Below are 15,824 nucleotides of genomic sequence, written 5' to 3' on the forward strand. Positions count from 1 at the left end.
AGACGCAGCGTGAGCGAGGAGAGCGGCGCGGAGTCCGCGCTACCGGCGCGGGCCAGTCGGCGCGCTGCGGCGCGCGGCGGCTCGACGCGGTCAACGCAGCCGCGTGACGGCGAGAGTGGCGCCAGCGCGCGCGGCCCGGATGAAATACCGGCCGCGGACGCCGCCGATCCGGGCGAACAGGGCAGTGCGGGCGGGCTGGGCCGGACCGACGTCGCACGCCCGCAGCGCTCGGCCGGGCACCGCGCCGCCGGCCCGGCGTCGCAGCAGGGCATGCGCAGACAGAACCTCGCGCTCGTCATGAACGCGCTGGCAGCGCTCGGACCCAGCTCGCGCGCCGAGGTCGCCGAACGCACCGGGCTGACCCGCGCCGCGGTCGGCAGCCTCGTCAACGAACTGGCCGCGGCGGGCCTGACCACCGATCTCGGCCTGGCCCCCAGCGGGCGGGTCGGGCGGCCGGGCACCGCGCTCGCGCTCAGCGAGCACGGACCGGCCGGCCTGGGTCTGGAAATCGGGGTCGAGCGGCTCGGCGCGTGCGTCATCGACCTGCACGGCACGGTGCGCACCTGGGTCGAGACGGAGGCGCCGAACCGGAGCCGCGCGCCGCGCGAAGTGCTGGCCGAGCTGAGCGACGTGGCGGCGGCGGCGCTCCAGCACGCCGCCGCGCAGGGCCTGCACCCGGTCGGAACGGTCGTCGCGGTGCCCGGCCTGGTCGACGCCGCGAACGGCGCGGTCGAGCAGGCGCCGAACCTCGGCTGGCGCGCGGTGCCGGTCGCACAGTCGCTCGGCCAGTGGCTGCCCGCGCCGCTGCGGCCGGTGCCGATCGAGCTGGAGAACGAGGCGAACCTGGGGGCGCTGGCGGAACTGTGGCACGCCCCGGCCCGGCCGCCCGACTTCATCCACATCTCCGCGGAGGCGGGCATCGGCGCGGCGCTGGTGATCGACGGGCGGCTTTTCCGCGGCGCGCGCGGCTTCGCGGGAGAACTCGGGCACGTGCCCGTGCACCCGGAGGGCCCGCTGTGCAGTTGCGGCGCCCGCGGCTGCCTTGAGCAGTACGCGGGCGAGGAGACCGTGCTGCGCGCCTCGGGCCTGGCGGACGCCGGCGGCGACCGTATCAGGCTGTTGACCGATCAGGCGCTGGGCGGCAACCCGCTGGTGCTGGAGGCGCTGGAGGAGGCGGGCCGGGCTCTGGGCACGGCGTTGTCAGGCGCGGTGAACCTGCTGGATCCCTCGGCTCTCGTACTCGGCGGCGCGTACGCCGAACTGGGCGAGTGGCTGCTGCCGCAGATGCGGCGGGAGCTGGCCGCGCGCGTCACGGTGCGGCCGTGGAGCCCCGATGCGCTGCGGCTCTCGCAACTGGGCCGGCGCGGCCCGCTGCTCGGTGCCGCCACCGTGACGATCCGCCGGATCATCGAGGATCCGGCCCGCTACGCCGACTGGCGCAAGGCGCGTGAGCTCGCCGCCGCCGGTCGTTAGGGTGCTGAATCATGGACGCAGACGGACGGGGCGCGGACCGACAAGGCAGCGACAAACAGGGTATTGATACTGATAGACAAAGTACTGACAGGCCGGGTGCCGACAGTCCGGGCGCTGAAGCGCAGGGCCCTGACAGCCAGAGCACTGACAAACAGTGCACTGACCGGCCCGGCGGGTGCGGGCCGCTGCGCGGCGCGCTGGTCACGCTGCGCCAAGCGACCACGGGTGACGTACCCGCTTTGGCCGCGATCCGCGCGCAGCCACAGGTCTATCGGTGGTGGCGCGGCGGCCCGGACCTGACCGCCGCCGTCACCGAGGAGTTGTCCGTCGAGGACGAGTACGGCTTCGTCATCGAGCACGCGGGCCGGACCGTCGGCCTCGTCCAGTGGTCGGCGCAGGACGAACCGGACTACCGCCACGCAAGCATCGACATCTACCTCGACGCGGCTTCACACGGCCGCGGCCTGGGCGCCGACGCGGTGCGTACGCTCGCGCGGCACCTCATCGTCGAGCACGGGCACCATCGGATCACGATCGACCCGGCGGCGGACAACACGGCCGCGATCCGCTGCTACGCCAAGGTCGGTTTCAAGCCGGTGGGGATCATGCGAGGCTACGAGCGCGGGCCGGACGGGACCTGGCACGACGGCCTGCTGATGGATCTGCTCGCGGACGAGCTGATCGACTGATTGACTGTTGATCGCAGCGGGCGAGACAACCGGGCGATCGCCGGCGGTGAACAGACGGCGTCGGAGAGCGGAGGCGGCCAATCATGGCAGTACGAGCGGTATGGAACGGCAAGGTGCTCGCGGAGAGCGCGGAAACCGTCGTAGTCGAGGGCAACCACTACTTCCCTCCGGCCGCGGTACATCGGGAATACTTCACACCGAGCGACACGCACACCACCTGCCCGTGGAAGGGTGTGGCGAGCTACTACACCGTCACCGTGGACGGCGAGAGCAACGCGGACGCGGCCTGGTACTACCCCGAGCCCAAGGACGCGGCCGCGCAGATCCGCGACCACGTGGCATTCTGGCGCGGTGTGACCGTAGAGGACGCATGACCATGGACGAACCGGCGACGCAGTAGCCTGGCCGGCCGGAATGCGGGTCGTCGTCCTGTCGGACACACACGCGCCCCGGCGGTGGCGCGGCTGCCCGCCCGGGGTCGCCGAACACCTGCGCGAGGCGGACCTGATCCTGCACGCCGGCGACGTGTGCACATCCGACGTGCTCGACGAGTTGTCCGCATTCGCTCCGGTCCGTGCGGTACTCGGCAACAACGACGGGCCGGACGTCGCGGTGTGGGGCGCTTGCGACGTGGACCGGTTCGAGATCGACGGGCTCGCGGTCGCGATGATTCACGACGCCGGTCCGGCGGCGGGCCGTATCGCGCGCATGCACCGTCGTTTCCCCGAAGCGCGGCTGGTCGTATTCGGGCACTCGCACATACCGCTCGACGAGAGCGGCGAGGGCGTGCGGATCTTCAATCCCGGTTCGCCGACGGACCGCAGGCGGCAGCCGCGCGGGACGCTCGGCGTCCTGGAGATCGGCGGCGGTGCGCTGGTCCACGCGCGCATCGTCCCGGTGACCTGACCCGCGCAGCTCAGCAGTCCGCGCGGTCCGGGGCATCGATCGCGGCATCGACCGGGCCGGCCGCAGTACCCGGATTCGCCGCGTCGGGGCGATCCGCGGCGAGATCGAGCAGCGCGGCCACCGTCTGGTCCACGAGCCGGTAGCGCACGATCCGTCCGTCCTTGCTCGCCGCGACCGCGCCCGCGACGCGCAGCAGTCGCAGCGCCTGGGAGACCGCGGTGTCGTTCATGCCGGCGGCCACCGCCAGGTCCGAGACGCTGATGCCGGGGACGCGGCGGATCGCCCGCAGCAGCGTGAGGCGACCCGGGTCGGACAGCAGCGCGAAACGCTGCGCCCAGGCGCGCACCGCAGCCGGGTCGCCCACCCCCTCGATCGCCTCGCAGACCCGGTGCCCGTCGATGGTGCGGCGATGGGCGTGTTCGGCCGGCACGAGATGCATGCGCCCATTCTCGCCCTTGGGCCGGAGCGCGGCGCGACACCTGCATAACTGATGAGGCTTGCAGCAGGTGGCGCTCCCCAGTACGTTGGCGGTGCCGTGGTGATCGGGAAGACCGGTGCGCGGCGGGCGCGGCCGTCCGACGGCGGGGGCGCCCGCGGCAAGTCCGGAGCGGCCCTCGCCACTGTGATCGGGAAGTTCCCGCTCCCTCGCCCCTCGGGGCGGCCACTGGACGCGTGTGTCCGGGAAGGCGGAGCCGGAACGTTCGACCCGTCAGCCAGGAGACCGGCCGCGGCACTGTACTCGACCATCCACGAGGTGCTGGAGGCGGTCCCGCGTGAGCGTGCCCGAGCAGTGCGTCAGCAGCGCAGTCCCCCGTCCCGCCGTCCCCTGGCAGCGTTCGGACACCTACCGCGTCGCGGCGCTGGCGCTGGTCATCCTTCTGATGCACGCGCTGGCGTTCGGTGTGCTCGCGCTGCTGGTCGCGCCGCACCACTACGCGGTGGGAAAGCAGGTCTTCGGCTTCGGCCTCGGGCTGACCGCGTACACGCTCGGCATGCGGCACGCCTTCGACGCCGACCACATCGCCGCGATCGACAACACCACGCGCAAGCTGATGGCAGAGGGCAAGCGGCCGATCTCGGTCGGGTTCTGGTTCGCGCTCGGACACTCCACCGTGGTGGTGCTGCTCGCCGCGCTGATCGCGGCCGGGGCGCGCGAGGCCACCGCGCTGACCGGTCAGACCTCGGATACGCACCGGACGCTGGAGATCATCGGCACGGGCGCCTCCGGCGTCTTCCTGTACCTGATCGGCCTGCTGAACCTGGCCGCGCTCGTCGGCATCGCCCGGCTCTACCGGGCCGCGCGCGCGGGAGCGCACGACGAGGCGGCGCTCGACCAGCGCCTGGCCCGGCGCGGCCTGCTCAACCGGCTGCTGGGCCGGCTGACCCGTTCGGTCGGCCGGCCCGGGCAGATGTACCCGATCGGATTACTGTTCGGCGTCGGATTCGACACCGCCTCCGAGGTGCTCCTGCTCGGCATGGCGGCCGGCTCGGCGGCAGCCGGGCTGCCCTGGTACGCGATCGTGTGCCTGCCGCTGCTGTTCGCCGCCGGGATGTCGCTGTTCGACACGCTCGACGGCACGTTCATGAACTTCGCCTACCACTGGGCCTTCGCCCACCCGGTCCGCAAGATCTACTACAACCTGGCCGTGACCGGGCTTTCGGTCACCGTCGCGCTGGTCGTCGGCACCGTGGAACTGGTCGGGGTGGCACACGACCGCTTCGGGCTGCGCGACCCGGTCTCCGGCTGGGTCGCCGGGCTGGACCTGAACAACGTGGGCTTCCTGATCGTCGGCGCGTTCGCGGCGGTGTGGGCGGCCGCGCTGGCTTACTGGAAGCTGGCCGGGGTCGAGCGGCGCTGGTCTCGGGCCCTCGGCGCGGGCGAGAAGCGATAGCGGCGGCCTCAGCGGTGCAGCCCGGCCGCGTCGAGCGCGGCCTGCAGGGAACTGATGTAGCCCTGCGAGGTGTAGGTCGCGCCGGAGACGATGTCCACTTCGGCGCTCTGCTTCGCGAGCACCTCGCCGCGCAGCCTGGTCGCCGCGTAGTTGCCGCCGGCCCAGGAGTGCGGGTTGTCGTGCGGCAGCGACACTGCGTCGACGTCGACGATACGCCCGCCGGTGATCGTCACGCGCACCTGCACGATGCCGTGCGCGAGGACGACCTGCGGGCCGGTCACGGTCATGGTGTCGTTGCCGCGCACGACCTTCGCGGCGTACCCGGCGCGCGCACCCTCCTTCATACCGAGCAGGGCCAGCATCGCGAGTACGGTCGTGGTGATGAAGACGGCGGTTCGGCGCACGGTGACGGTTCCTCTCCCATCCGGCGGACGGCGGCTCGGCCGCGCGCGATGCGCCCGGCGCCGGTGCACACGTGGAATCAGCCTCCCGCGATCGCTGCCGGCGCGAAGCTTGACCGAGTCTTTGCCCGGGACGCGCGCCTCGAACGCCGCGGCGGGCCGGCCGCCGGTTCAGCATCAGGCCGCGGGAACCTCCAAGCGCAGGCCGGAGAGCGGTTCGCGGTGGTACGGAAGCCAGCGGCGGCGGCGAACCTCGGCCGACGGCTGCGGTCCCGGCACGATCAGCACCGGGCACTGCGCCTTGCGCGCACAGTCGCGGCTGATGGAATGCACCCCCAGGCCGTGCCGGCGGCCGGAGCCGTCGGTGCCGACGACCAGCAGGTCCCTCGGGTCGCGGGCGCGACGCACCAGCGTTTCCGCGACCGGGCCGATCAGCAGTTCGCGATGGACGACCAGATCGGCCGGCACGCCGCCGAAGACGTCCGCGAACGCCGCGTCGATCAGCGTCACCTCCCCCGGCGAGATGCCGCGCGCGACGCGGACCGCGTAGAGTGCGCCGTCGCGCCGCCTGGCCTGGTCGACCGCGAAGCGCAGCGCGGCCAGTCCCGGAAGGCGGCGGTCGATGCCCACGAACACCCGCGCAACCGCAGCGTTGTCCATGCGCCGCTCTCCTTCCTCGCGACCGGTGCGTGCGGCCGACGTTTTCACGGTACCCGCGAGCGTGGCCGATGGGGGCGGTTTCCTGCGGATTCAGCACTGTGCGCCCGCATGTGCAGCCGCCGGGTGCGGCGCGTTCGTTCAGCCGTGCGTGCCCGTCCGCCACGGTCCGGCGACACGCCGGGAACGGGCCGGGAACGGGCCGACGGCGACCGAACGACGAGCGACCCCGGATTAGCACCCCGCTTCGGCTGGGGGCAGACTTGCGCCCATGGATTCGAGTGACGGGCTGCCCGCCCTCAGCCCGGCGGACATCGAGCGGCCCAGCCCGGCGCGCATCTACGACTACTGGCTGGGCGGCAGCAACAACTTCGCCGCCGACCGCGAGGTGGCCGAGCGGGCCGCCGCGGCCATGCCGACGCTGCGCGCGGCGATCTGGGCCAACCGCGCGTTCCTGCGCCGCGTGGTGAAGGCGCTGGTCACCGAGTACGGGGTCACCCAGTTCCTGGACCTGGGCTCGGGGGTGCCGACGGTCGGGAACGTGCACGAGATCGCGCAGGACGCCGATCCGTCGTGCCGGATCGTATACGTGGACATCGACCCGGTGGCCGTCGCGCACGGGCACGCGCTGCTGACCGGCAACGAGCAGGCCGTGGTGATTCACGGTGACCTGCGGCACCCCGCGACGGTGCTGGAACACCCGAAAACCAGGCGTCTGCTCGACTTCAGCCGTCCGGTGGGCGTGCTGATGAACGCGGTACTGCACTTCATGCCGGACGAGGAGCAGCCGGAGCAGATCGTGCACGCCTACCGGGACGCGCTGTGCCCCGGCAGTTTCCTCGCCCTCTCGCACGCCGCGCCGGACCTGGACCATCCCACCGAGCAGGCGGGCATGGTGGACGACTACCAGCGCTCGACCAGGGTGCGGTTCATCCACCGCACGCCGGAGCAGTTGGCCGGCTGGCTCGACGGCTTCACGCTGGAGCCTCCGGGCATCGTGCAGGTCAACGAGTGGCGCCCGGACGTGGAGAGCCACCAGCACATTCTGCGCACGTACGGGCTGCTGGCGCGCAAGGACTGAGCCCGGTCCGCAGCAGGCGTCCCGCCCCGCGTCAACGCAGCCGGAAGCCGGTGACCCAGGCGCGGCGGCGCAGCGTGAAGCCGAGCGACTCGTACACGCGGACGGCACCCGTGTTCGACGCCAGCGCGTGCAGGTAGGCGTGCTCGCCGCGCTCGCGGATGCCGGCGACCACGGCGCGCACCAGGCGCGTGGCCAGCCCCTGGCCGCGGTAGGCCGGATCGGTGCACACGGCGCTGACCTCGGTCCAGCCCGGCGGACGCTGCCGCTGCCCGGCCATCGCCACGAGCCGGCCCTCACGCCTGGCACCGAGGAAGGTGCCCATCGCGAGGGTGCCCGGCAGGAACGGGCCCGGCCGGGTGCGCTCGATCAGGTCCAGGATCTCGGGCAGGTCGCCGAGGCCGAGGACGACGGCCTCGGGATCGGGCCGCGCGTCGACCGCGTCATCGGTCAACTGCACGCACTCTTCGGCGAATACCGGCTCCCAGCCGGCGGGCGCCTCGGTGGTCCCGGGCAGGCAGAACAGTGTCGCGCCAGCGCCGAGCAGCGCCGCCGCGTCGGCCCAGCATTCCTCGTCGGCGGGGTCCTCCAGGGCGGCGAAGGGCGAGACCTCCGGCCGGTAGCGCACGGCGCGCCCGCGGCGTTCGGCGAGGTGCGCGTGCGGGCCGCCGACGAGCGCCGACCAGGCCGGACGGTCCAGCACGTGCCCGGCGCCGGCGGCCGGGCCGCGGTTCCTCAGGCTGCTGATCTCCCCCGTCGTCATCCTGCGCCTCCGGTCTCGGCCGTTCGGTGTCGCATCGTGCGCGCCGTCGCACGCGACCAACTTATCCGGTCGGGTTCTCGCAGGGCACGCCGATAAAACGGCGGCGGCCTCGGCACGAGCCGTGACCGCCGCCGCTGTCAAGCGGGCCGTGATCAGTTGTACGGCCACACCCAGTCGCGCACCTCGGGAAGGTCGTCGCCGACCTCACGGGTGTACGCGCGGGCGCGGGCGCGCGCGTCGATCATCGCCTGGCGCAGGTGCGCGCCGCGCACGGCCAGGCCGGGAACCCGGTCGATCACGTCGATGACCAGGTGGTAGCGGTCCAGGTCGTTGAGCATCACCATGTCGAACGGCGTCGTGGTGGTGCCCTCCTCCTTGTATCCGCGCACGTGGATGTTGTGGTGGTTGGTGCGCCGGTAGGTCAGCCGGTGGATCAGCCACGGATAGCCGTGGTACGCGAACACGACCGGCCGGTCCGTGGTGAACAAGGAGTCGAACTCCCGGTCGGACAGGCCGTGCGGGTGCTCGGTGTCCGGTTGCAGGCGCATCAGGTCCACGACGTTGACCACGCGCAGCTTCAGGTCGGGGAACGCCTCGCGCAGGATCGCGCAGGCGGCCAGAACCTCCAGTGTCGGGATGTCGCCGGCGCAGCCGAGAACCGCGTCGGGCTCGGCGCCCTCGTCGGTGGAGGCCCAGTCCCAGATGCCGATGCCGCGGGTGCAGTGCAGCACCGCCTCGTCCATCGACAGCCAGTTGTGCGTGGGCTGCTTGCCCGCGACGACCACGTTGACGTAGTGGCGGCTGCGCAGGAGGTGGTCGCCCACGGACAGCAGGGTGTTGGTGTCCGGCGGCAGATAGACCCGTACGATCTCGGCCTTCTTGTTGATCACGTGGTCGATGAAGCCGGGGTCCTGGTGCGAGAAGCCGTTGTGGTCCTGCCGCCACACGTGCGAGGTCAGCAGGTAGTTCAGCGAGGCGATCGGGCGGCGCCACGGGATCTCGCGGGTGGTCTTGAGCCACTTGGCGTGCTGGTTGAACATCGAGTCGACGATGTGGATGAACGCCTCGTAGCAGGAGAAGAAGCCGTGCCTGCCGGTGAGCAGGTAGCCCTCCAGCCAGCCCTGGCACATGTGCTCGGAGAGCACCTCCATCACCCGGCCGTCGGGGGCCAGGGCGGCGTCGTCGTCGGGCTCGGTGCCGGCCAGCCAGGTGCGGCCGGTGGCCTCCAGCACCGCGCCGAGCCGGTTGGAGGCCGTCTCGTCCGGGCCGAAGACCCGGAAGTTGGCGCTGCGCTCGTTGCGCTTCATCACATCGCGCAGGAACACCCCGAGCACGCGGGTGGCCTCCGTGAAGGTGGTGCCGCGCTCCTTGACGTCGACGGCGTAGTCGCGGAAGTCGGGCAGGTCCAGGTCGCGCAGCAGGATGCCGCCGTTGGCGTGCGGGTTGGCGCTCATCCGGTGCGCTCCCCGCGGCGGCAGCTGCGCCAGTTCCGGGATCAGCGCGCCGGCCTCGTCGAACAGCTCGGCGGGCCGGTACGAGGCGAGCCACTGCTCCAGCTGGGCCAGGTGCGCCGGGTTCTCGCGCAGGTTGGCCAGCGGCACCTGGTGCGAGCGCCAGTTGCCCTCGGTGCGCTTGCCGTCGACGGAGGGCGGACCGGTCCAGCCCTTGGGCGAGCGCAGGATGATCATCGGCCAGCGCGGCCGTTCGACGACGCCGCCCTCGACGGCGCCCGGGCCGGAGCGCGCCGACTGCTGAATGGCCCTGATGTCGTCCAGGGCGTCATCGAAGGCCGCGGCCATCGCCTGGTGCGCCGCGTCGTGGTCCTTCGGGTCGGTGATCTCGACCGTGATCGGACGGTATCCGTACCCTTCGAAAAGCTTCTCCAGCTCTTCGTGCGGGATGCGGGCCAGCACGGTCGGGTTGGCGATCTTGAACGCGTTCAGGTGCAGGATCGGCAGCACCGCGCCGTCGCGCACCGGGTCGAGGAACTTGTTCGAGTGCCAGGACGCGGCCAGCGGCCCGGTCTCGGCCTCGCCGTCGCCGACCACGCAGGCGACCAGCAGGTTCGGATTGTCGAATGCCGCACCGTAGGCGTGCGCGACCGAGTAGCCCAGTTCGCCGCCCTCGTGGATGGAGCCCGGGGTTTCCGGGGCGACATGGCTGGGGATGCCGCCGGGGAAGGAGAACTGGCGAAAGAGCCGCCGCAGTCCCTCCTCGTCCCGGCCGATGCGCGGGTAGACCTCGGTGTAAGTGCCCTCCAGGTACGCGTTGGCGACCAGGCCGGGGCCGCCGTGTCCGGGCCCTGTGATGTAGATGGCTTCCAGCTCGCGCGCCTTGATCTGCCGGTTGAGATGCGCGTAGAGGAAGTTCAGGCCGGGAGTGGTACCCCAGTGGCCCAGCAGCCTCGGCTTGATGTGCTCCTCGCGCAGCGGTTCGCGCAGCAGCGGGTTGTCGAGCAGGTAGATCTGTCCCACCGACAGATAGTTGGCGGCACGCCAATAGGCGTCGATCAGGTCCAGGTCGCGACGGGATAGCGCCCCCGCCTCGCGGTCGGCCATGGCCGGTGCCCCTTTCGGCTTCACATTCCCTCTTCGGATCTTCTGCCTTCAGTATTTCGTCTAGACCAGCGTGGTGGCTCAGTCCGGTGATCTGGATGGGTCGTTGGTCCTACCGGCGCCGGGTCGAACGCACCTGGGGCGGGTACACGGCAACGGCGAACGTAAAGATCGGGCGCGCTAAGCGTCTCGACGAGGCGGCCGGGCGGGTCCCGGACGACGGCGGAGGTGGCGGATGGGGCGGGCCGTGCTGGTGTTCAACGCGGGATCGTCGTCGGTGAAGTATCAGCTGATCGACCTGGACGGCGGGGGGCGGCTGGCCACCGGGCTGGTCGACCGGATCGGCGAGGGCGGCGAAGGGCTGCTGAAGCACCGTGCGGGCGACGGCCCGCCGCACGAGACGCGGGAGCGCTTCGCCGATCACGCGCAGGCCCTGGACGCGATCCTGGCCGCGTTCAAGCAGGCCGGGCCGGACCTGGACCGGACGGCGCCGGTGGCGGTCGGACACCGGGTCGTGCACGGCGGGACGCGTTACGGCCGGCCGACGCTGATCGACGACGCGGTGCTCGCGGGTATCAGGGAGCTCAGTGCGCTCGCCCCGCTGCACAATCCCGCGAACGCGGCCGGGATCGAGGTGGCTCGCAAGGCCTTCCCGGACATCGCGCACGTCGCAGTGTTCGACACCGCCTTTCACCGCACGCTGCCCGCGGCCGCCTACACCTATGCCGTGCCGCGCGAGTGGCGGGAAGAGCACTCGGTGCGGCGCTACGGCTTCCACGGCACCTCGCATCAGTACGTGGCGAGGCGGGCGGCGGCGCTGCTGGGCAAGCCCGCGCAGGAGGCGAATCTGATCGTGCTTCACCTCGGCAACGGCGCGAGCGCCTGCGCGGTCGAAGGCGGGCGCAGCGTGGAGACCTCGATGGGTCTGACGCCGCTGGAGGGCCTGGTGATGGGTACCCGCAGCGGGGATCTCGACCCGGCCGTGCCCGAGTACCTGCGCCGGGTCGCGGGTCTTGACGCCGAGCGGATCGACGCGGCGCTGAACCACGACAGCGGGCTTCGCGGCCTGGCCGGCAGCAACGATCTGCGGGATCTGCACGAGGCCCGCGAGCGGGGCGACGAGGATGCGCGACTGGCCCTGGACGTGTACTGCCATCGCATCAAGAAGTACGTGGGTGCCTACTACGCGGTCCTCGGCCGCCTCGACGCGGTCGTGTTCACGGCGGGCGTCGGCGAGAACGACCCCGAGGTCAGGGCCCGGTCGCTCGCGGGGCTGGAACGGCTGGGCATCACGCTCGACGACGGGCGCAACCGGTCGGGCGGGCGCGGCGAGCGGTTCGTCTCCCCCGACGGGGCGCCGGTGCCGGTGCTGGTCGTGCCGACCGACGAAGAACTCGAAATCGCCGTTCAGGCCCTCGAAGCGGCCGGGCTGGGCGCGTCGTGATCCAAACCTGAGAGTGGTGGCGGCCCCTACGCCTACGCCTCAGGCCGTGGCTTCTTCTCGCGGGCCAGACAGGCGAGGGCCGCGATCAGGGACATGACGATGGCGAGCGAGAAGACGACGACCAGGCCGGTGTGAAAGGGGCCTGATATAAGGGTGGGGAAGAACTGCCGGCCGGTGAGCGTGTGCGCGTTCGCGGCCGGCAGTTGCCCGAGCACGCGCGGGCCGAGCAGCTGCTGGATCGGGTTGTAGCCGAGGAACGCGGCGAACAGCGTGCCGACCGGAGGCAGCGCGGCCACCGTGCGCGCGTCGGCGAGCGGCACGCCCTGCGCGGTCAGGCCGGAGGTGAGCGTGTGCGGCAGGGAGCCGGCCAGGCCCGCGACCATCAGCGAGAAGAAGATTCCGATCGAGAGCACCATGCCGGCGTTCTGGAAGGTCGCGCGCATCCCGGAGGCGGCGCCGCGCAGTTCGGCCGGCACGTTCGACATGATGATCGAGGTGTTGGGCGCGGCGAACAGGCCGCCGCCGAGCCCGTTGAGGAAGACCAGCAGCGCGAACCACAGGTAGCCGAAGTCCGTCGGCAGCAGCAGCAGGCCGGCGAAGGACGCGGCCATCACCACCAGTCCCCCGGCCGCGAACAGCCGGGCGCCGAACAGGTCGGACAGGTGCCCGGATATGGGGCCGGCGGCCAGGAACCCCACGGTCAGCGGCAGCAGGTAGATCCCGGCCCACAGCGGCGTGCGCGCGTAGTCGTAGCCGTGTAGCGGCAGCCAGATGCCCTGGAGCCAGATGATCAGCATGAACTGCATGCCGCCGCGCCCGATCGAGCCGAGCAGCGCCGCCGCGTTGCCGCCCGTGAAGGCCGCGTTGCGAAACAGCCGCAGCGGGAACATCGGCTCGGCCACGCGCATCTCGACCACGCAGAACACCGCCAGCAGCCCGAGGCCGCCGGCCAGCCCGGCGATGACCCACGGATCGGTCCAGCCCATGGTGTGCCCGCCGTAGGGCTGGATCCCGTAGGTGATGCCGGCCAGCAGCGCGGTCAGCCCGACCGCGAAGGTGATGTTGCCCCACCAGTCGATCCGCGCGGCCCTGCGCACGCCGGTCTCGTGCAGCGAGCGGTACGCCCAGACCGTGCCGATCAAGCCGATCGGCACGTTGACCCAGAAGATCGTGCGCCAGTTCCATTCCGCCAGTACGCCGCCGAGGACGAGCCCGATGAAGGAGCCCGCGATCGCGGCGACCATGTTCACGCCGAGCGCCATGCCGCGCTGGGCGGCCGGGAACGCGTCGGTGATGATCGCGGCGGAGTTCGCCATGAGCATCGAGCCGCCGACCGCCTGGGCGATGCGCCACAGGATCAGCCACAGCGCCCCGCCGCCGCCGTGTAGCGGGTCGAGGGATAGGATGACCGAGGTGACCGCGAAGATCAGGAATCCGGCGTTGTAGATGCGCACCCGGCCCCAGATGTCGCCGAGGCGGCCGAGGGCGACCACCAGCACCGCCGAGACCAGCATGTAGCCCATGAGCATCCACAGCAGGTAGCTGACATTGCCGGGCCGCAGCGGATCGAGGCGGATGCCGTTGAAGATGGCCGGCAGCGAGATCAGCACGATGGAGCTGTTGATCGTCGCGATCAACATGCCCAGGGTGGTGTTGGACAGCGCGATCCACTTGTAGCGCGGGTGGTCGACGCTCACCCACCCGCGCCGCCGGCCGCGGATCGCCTCCTGCGTCTCTCCCGGCGTGGTCTCGCCCTGAGTTCCCGTGCTCGTCATCCGCATCCGCCCTTTCGCCGGCGCCCCGGGCGGCGCGGGCCGCTCACCCTGCCGCGGCTCACCGGACACCCGCGCCAATTTGCTTAGCAAAAGTAACCTTATTATCCCCATCGCCGGTGGCCGCGTCCATGCGGATGCGCCCGCGGATCGGCCGTGCGCTGCGCGCAGGAGCGGCTCGTCCAGGTAACCGCGTGGCGGACTCGTTAATCACGGCTTGGTCAACGACCCCGGCCGCGTGTATCACCGGCCGCATACCGCACCTCTTCTAGATGCAGCGCGGCTTAGCGCGGCGTCCCGACGGCACGGCCGCGGGGATCACCCGAACCCGGAGGCGGTCCATGATGTTTCGCCACCTTCCGTTCCATGAGCCGTCGGGCGGCCGAGGCCGCGACCGCGGCGCGGCAGTGGAACAGACCGACGTGCCGACGGCCGTCGACGGTGCGCCGCGGATCGTCACGCGACTGCGTGGCGTCGCGCACGGTCACGCCGTGCTCAGCCGCCTCGCCGTCGGCGACCGGGGCGCGTTGTCGGATGCGGGGCTGCCGAGCCGGCGGCCGTACGACACGCAGCGGCACGCATGGGGTCTGGGCCACGACCGCGCGAACGAAGCGTCCTACCTCGTGTCGGGCGGCCCGCATCGCATCGACTGGAGCCATCCGGCGCTGCGCGGGCTCGAACCGCTCGGGCACACCCGGCCGCGACACCGGATCGACCCGGGCGAGGTGCGCCGGGACCTGGCGCCGACGCTCGCCGGGGCGCTGTCCGAGTGGCTGGTGCAGATGGCGGGAGTGCCGCTGGGGTTCATGCCCGGGGATCTGTGGTACCTCTTCCCGTCCAACGCCGACCTCGGCGCCGCCTACGCCGAAAACCATCAGGAGCCTGAAACGCTCTATACGCCCTTCCGGCTCGGCCAGGACGGCTGGCTTTCGGCCGCGGCCGGCCCGACGGTCAACGTGCAGTACGGCCCGGTGCTTGCGCGGCCGCGCGACGACGCGGCCGACATCGCCAGGCGGTTGGCCCTCGACCCACGGGACGAGGCGAGCATGCAGCGCGCGGAGGAAGCCTGTCTGCTGTACCTGTGGGCGCCTATCACGTTCCGGGCCGGGGAAGTGCCGCTCGTCTCGGGGGTGCTCCAGGTCGATCCGGTACGCGGCAGCGACGGGCGCGCACCGCAGTTCGCGTGGTTCCGTCCGCAGTCCCCGAACGGGCTGCGCAGCCGCGCGCAGGTGCGCATGCTGCTCGCGAACGTCTGCGCGGGCCGCTGAACGCCGGCCGTCCTCGTCGCGGTTCGCGCACACGCACCTGCCCCTCGGCCGCCTGAACGGCGCGGCCGGCGCACGCGTTCCGGCTTCGGGACGCCGTTCAGCTCCTGTGCTGACCGATCCACGCCGCGACCTGTTCGACGTCCACCTGCACGCCGGTGTTCACGCGAAGAACCGGCCCGAGACCGATCGGCCTGGCGGTGCGCCGCCAGTGCTCCCATTCCTCGTCGTCGGCGAGCGCCCCGTGGATGGGATGGCGGGGAAGGCGCTGCTCGTAGCGCTGCCTGGCCAGTTCGGGCGGCACCTCGCACCAGAGCTCCAACGGCCGCTCGACGCCGGCGCGGGCCAGACCTCCGGCCGCGAGGCGGTGATAGTCGGCCGGCCAGAAGGACTCCAGGATCGCGCCGCCGGGCGCGTCGGCGAGCAGCGCCCACATCGTCTCGCTCGCGGCCGCGCCGAAGGCCTGGTTCCAGCGCCGCTGCGGGAGGCCGTCCGCGGGCTGCGCGCCGAACACGTCGGCGTGCGCCTCCTTGATCACGTCCTTGCTCAGCAGCGGCAGCAGCATCCTGCGTGACAGGGCGCGGGCGAGAGTCGTCTTGCCCGCCCCCGGCAGGCCGTTGACAAGAATCGCGGTGAGCGGGTCCACACGGTGATGATCGCAGGACCGCGCGGTGAACGGCGCGGTGAACCGGGTGGCGGACCGCGCGGCGACCGGGCGAGCACCGGGCGGCAACCGGTTCTTTACCGGATGCTTACGGAAAATCACCGTCAGCTCGCAGTACTCTGATGGTGTCCGTTCTGTCCGGACACACCCACTATATAAGGACGCATATGAAGAGCTTCGGGCGTCCGCGGCCCACCCACGCCGCGACCCGCCGCAAGAGTGCCGCGCTGACCGCGACGGTGCTGTTCGGAACGCTGCTGACCGC

Annotated in this window: 15 protein-coding genes and 1 riboswitch; of the genes, 8 read left to right on the forward strand and 7 right to left on the reverse strand. The window is 71.8% G+C overall.

All coding sequences use genetic code 11. The annotated features are described in order from the left end of the window. Positions 1-9 precede the first annotated feature (9 nt). The 4 genes from KGA66_RS12090 to KGA66_RS12105 all read left to right on the forward strand — a co-directional run bounded on the left by KGA66_RS12090 (position 10) and on the right by KGA66_RS12105 (position 3,068). Positions 10-1,473: an ROK family transcriptional regulator gene (locus tag KGA66_RS12090; RefSeq protein WP_211467809.1), complete on the forward strand. Its 1,464-nt coding sequence runs from the start codon at positions 10-12 to the stop codon at positions 1,471-1,473. Positions 1,474-1,658: 185 nt separating this feature from the next. Beyond that, positions 1,659-2,162: a GNAT family N-acetyltransferase gene (locus KGA66_RS12095; RefSeq protein ID WP_369015857.1), complete on the forward strand. Its 504-nt coding sequence runs from the start codon at positions 1,659-1,661 to the stop codon at positions 2,160-2,162. Positions 2,163-2,245: 83 nt separating this feature from the next. Continuing rightward, positions 2,246-2,536 carry a DUF427 domain-containing protein gene (locus KGA66_RS12100; protein ID WP_211467813.1) on the forward strand — a complete coding sequence of 97 codons (291 nt, stop codon included), beginning with the start codon at positions 2,246-2,248 and terminating at the stop codon, positions 2,534-2,536. A gap of 40 nt (positions 2,537-2,576) precedes the next feature. Then, the gene (locus KGA66_RS12105; RefSeq protein ID WP_211467815.1) at positions 2,577-3,068 is read left to right on the forward strand and encodes a metallophosphoesterase family protein; all 492 of its coding nucleotides are present in this window, start codon (positions 2,577-2,579) and stop codon (positions 3,066-3,068) included. A gap of 10 nt (positions 3,069-3,078) precedes the next feature. Here KGA66_RS12105 and KGA66_RS12110 read toward each other — a convergent pair whose 3' ends face one another. Next, on the reverse strand, positions 3,079-3,507 hold the full coding sequence (locus KGA66_RS12110; RefSeq protein ID WP_211467817.1) for an ArsR/SmtB family transcription factor: 429 nt from the start codon (positions 3,505-3,507) through the stop codon (positions 3,079-3,081). Between the two features lie 80 nt (positions 3,508-3,587). Then, positions 3,588-3,812: riboswitch (cobalamin riboswitch) on the forward strand. A 137-nt stretch (positions 3,813-3,949) separates the two neighbouring features. Between KGA66_RS12110 and nicT the strand changes: the two genes are divergently transcribed. Then, positions 3,950-4,960, forward strand: a complete 1,011-nt coding sequence (gene nicT / locus KGA66_RS12115; protein WP_281416576.1) for a Nickel transporter NicT — start codon at positions 3,950-3,952, stop codon at positions 4,958-4,960. An 8-nt stretch (positions 4,961-4,968) separates the two neighbouring features. Here nicT and KGA66_RS12120 read toward each other — a convergent pair whose 3' ends face one another. Next, the gene (locus KGA66_RS12120) at positions 4,969-5,364 is read right to left on the reverse strand and encodes an FMN-binding protein (protein WP_211467821.1); all 396 of its coding nucleotides are present in this window, start codon (positions 5,362-5,364) and stop codon (positions 4,969-4,971) included. A gap of 174 nt (positions 5,365-5,538) precedes the next feature. Next, positions 5,539-6,021 carry a universal stress protein gene (locus KGA66_RS12125; RefSeq protein WP_211467823.1) on the reverse strand — a complete coding sequence of 161 codons (483 nt, stop codon included), beginning with the start codon at positions 6,019-6,021 and terminating at the stop codon, positions 5,539-5,541. A gap of 268 nt (positions 6,022-6,289) precedes the next feature. On the opposite strand from KGA66_RS12125, the gene KGA66_RS12130 reads away from it, so the two are divergent. After that, a complete protein-coding gene (locus KGA66_RS12130) occupies positions 6,290-7,099 on the forward strand; it encodes an SAM-dependent methyltransferase (protein WP_211467825.1) in 810 nt (269 codons plus the stop codon). A 31-nt stretch (positions 7,100-7,130) separates the two neighbouring features. On the opposite strand, the gene KGA66_RS12135 is transcribed toward KGA66_RS12130, so the two are convergent. Both KGA66_RS12135 and KGA66_RS12140 read right to left on the reverse strand, forming a co-directional pair. After that, positions 7,131-7,859, reverse strand: coding sequence for a GNAT family N-acetyltransferase (locus KGA66_RS12135; protein ID WP_211467827.1), 729 nt, complete (start codon positions 7,857-7,859; stop codon positions 7,131-7,133). 152 nt (positions 7,860-8,011) lie between these two features. Continuing rightward, complete coding sequence (locus KGA66_RS12140) at positions 8,012-10,417, reverse strand: phosphoketolase family protein (protein WP_211467829.1); 2,406 nt, start codon at positions 10,415-10,417, stop codon at positions 8,012-8,014. A 232-nt stretch (positions 10,418-10,649) separates the two neighbouring features. Between KGA66_RS12140 and KGA66_RS12145 the strand changes: the two genes are divergently transcribed. Continuing rightward, on the forward strand, positions 10,650-11,858 hold the full coding sequence (locus KGA66_RS12145; protein WP_211467831.1) for an acetate/propionate family kinase: 1,209 nt from the start codon (positions 10,650-10,652) through the stop codon (positions 11,856-11,858). A 32-nt stretch (positions 11,859-11,890) separates the two neighbouring features. Here KGA66_RS12145 and KGA66_RS12150 read toward each other — a convergent pair whose 3' ends face one another. Next, a complete protein-coding gene (locus KGA66_RS12150; RefSeq protein ID WP_211467833.1) occupies positions 11,891-13,633 on the reverse strand; it encodes an MFS transporter in 1,743 nt (580 codons plus the stop codon). 404 nt (positions 13,634-14,037) lie between these two features. Between KGA66_RS12150 and KGA66_RS12155 the strand changes: the two genes are divergently transcribed. Further along, a complete protein-coding gene (locus KGA66_RS12155) occupies positions 14,038-14,898 on the forward strand; it encodes a hypothetical protein (protein WP_211467835.1) in 861 nt (286 codons plus the stop codon). Between the two features lie 97 nt (positions 14,899-14,995). On the opposite strand, the gene KGA66_RS12160 is transcribed toward KGA66_RS12155, so the two are convergent. Next, a complete protein-coding gene (locus tag KGA66_RS12160; protein ID WP_211467837.1) occupies positions 14,996-15,541 on the reverse strand; it encodes a P-loop nucleotide/nucleoside kinase family protein in 546 nt (181 codons plus the stop codon). Between the last annotated feature and the right edge of the window lie 283 nt (positions 15,542-15,824).

Origin of the sequence: Actinocrinis puniceicyclus, from assembly GCF_018283645.1 — a bacterium.
Lineage (GTDB): Bacteria > Actinomycetota > Actinomycetes > Streptomycetales > Catenulisporaceae > Actinocrinis > Actinocrinis puniceicyclus.

Excerpts from the sequence above, each read along its gene's own strand:
- KGA66_RS12100 (WP_211467813.1), top strand. The coding sequence starts at position 2,246 with ATGGCAGTACGAGCGGTATGGAACGGCAAGGTGCTCGCGGAGAGCGCG.
- KGA66_RS12105 (WP_211467815.1), top strand. The coding sequence starts at position 2,577 with ATGCGGGTCGTCGTCCTGTCGGACACACACGCGCCCCGGCGGTGGCGC.
- KGA66_RS12110 (WP_211467817.1), bottom strand. The coding sequence starts at position 3,507 with ATGCATCTCGTGCCGGCCGAACACGCCCATCGCCGCACCATCGACGGG.
- nicT (WP_281416576.1), top strand. The coding sequence starts at position 3,950 with ATGCACGCGCTGGCGTTCGGTGTGCTCGCGCTGCTGGTCGCGCCGCAC.
- KGA66_RS12125 (WP_211467823.1), bottom strand. The coding sequence starts at position 6,021 with ATGGACAACGCTGCGGTTGCGCGGGTGTTCGTGGGCATCGACCGCCGC.
- KGA66_RS12130 (WP_211467825.1), top strand. The coding sequence starts at position 6,290 with ATGGATTCGAGTGACGGGCTGCCCGCCCTCAGCCCGGCGGACATCGAG.
- KGA66_RS12135 (WP_211467827.1), bottom strand. The coding sequence starts at position 7,859 with ATGACGACGGGGGAGATCAGCAGCCTGAGGAACCGCGGCCCGGCCGCC.
- KGA66_RS12140 (WP_211467829.1), bottom strand. The coding sequence starts at position 10,417 with ATGGCCGACCGCGAGGCGGGGGCGCTATCCCGTCGCGACCTGGACCTG.
- KGA66_RS12145 (WP_211467831.1), top strand. The coding sequence starts at position 10,650 with ATGGGGCGGGCCGTGCTGGTGTTCAACGCGGGATCGTCGTCGGTGAAG.
- KGA66_RS12150 (WP_211467833.1), bottom strand. The coding sequence starts at position 13,633 with ATGACGAGCACGGGAACTCAGGGCGAGACCACGCCGGGAGAGACGCAG.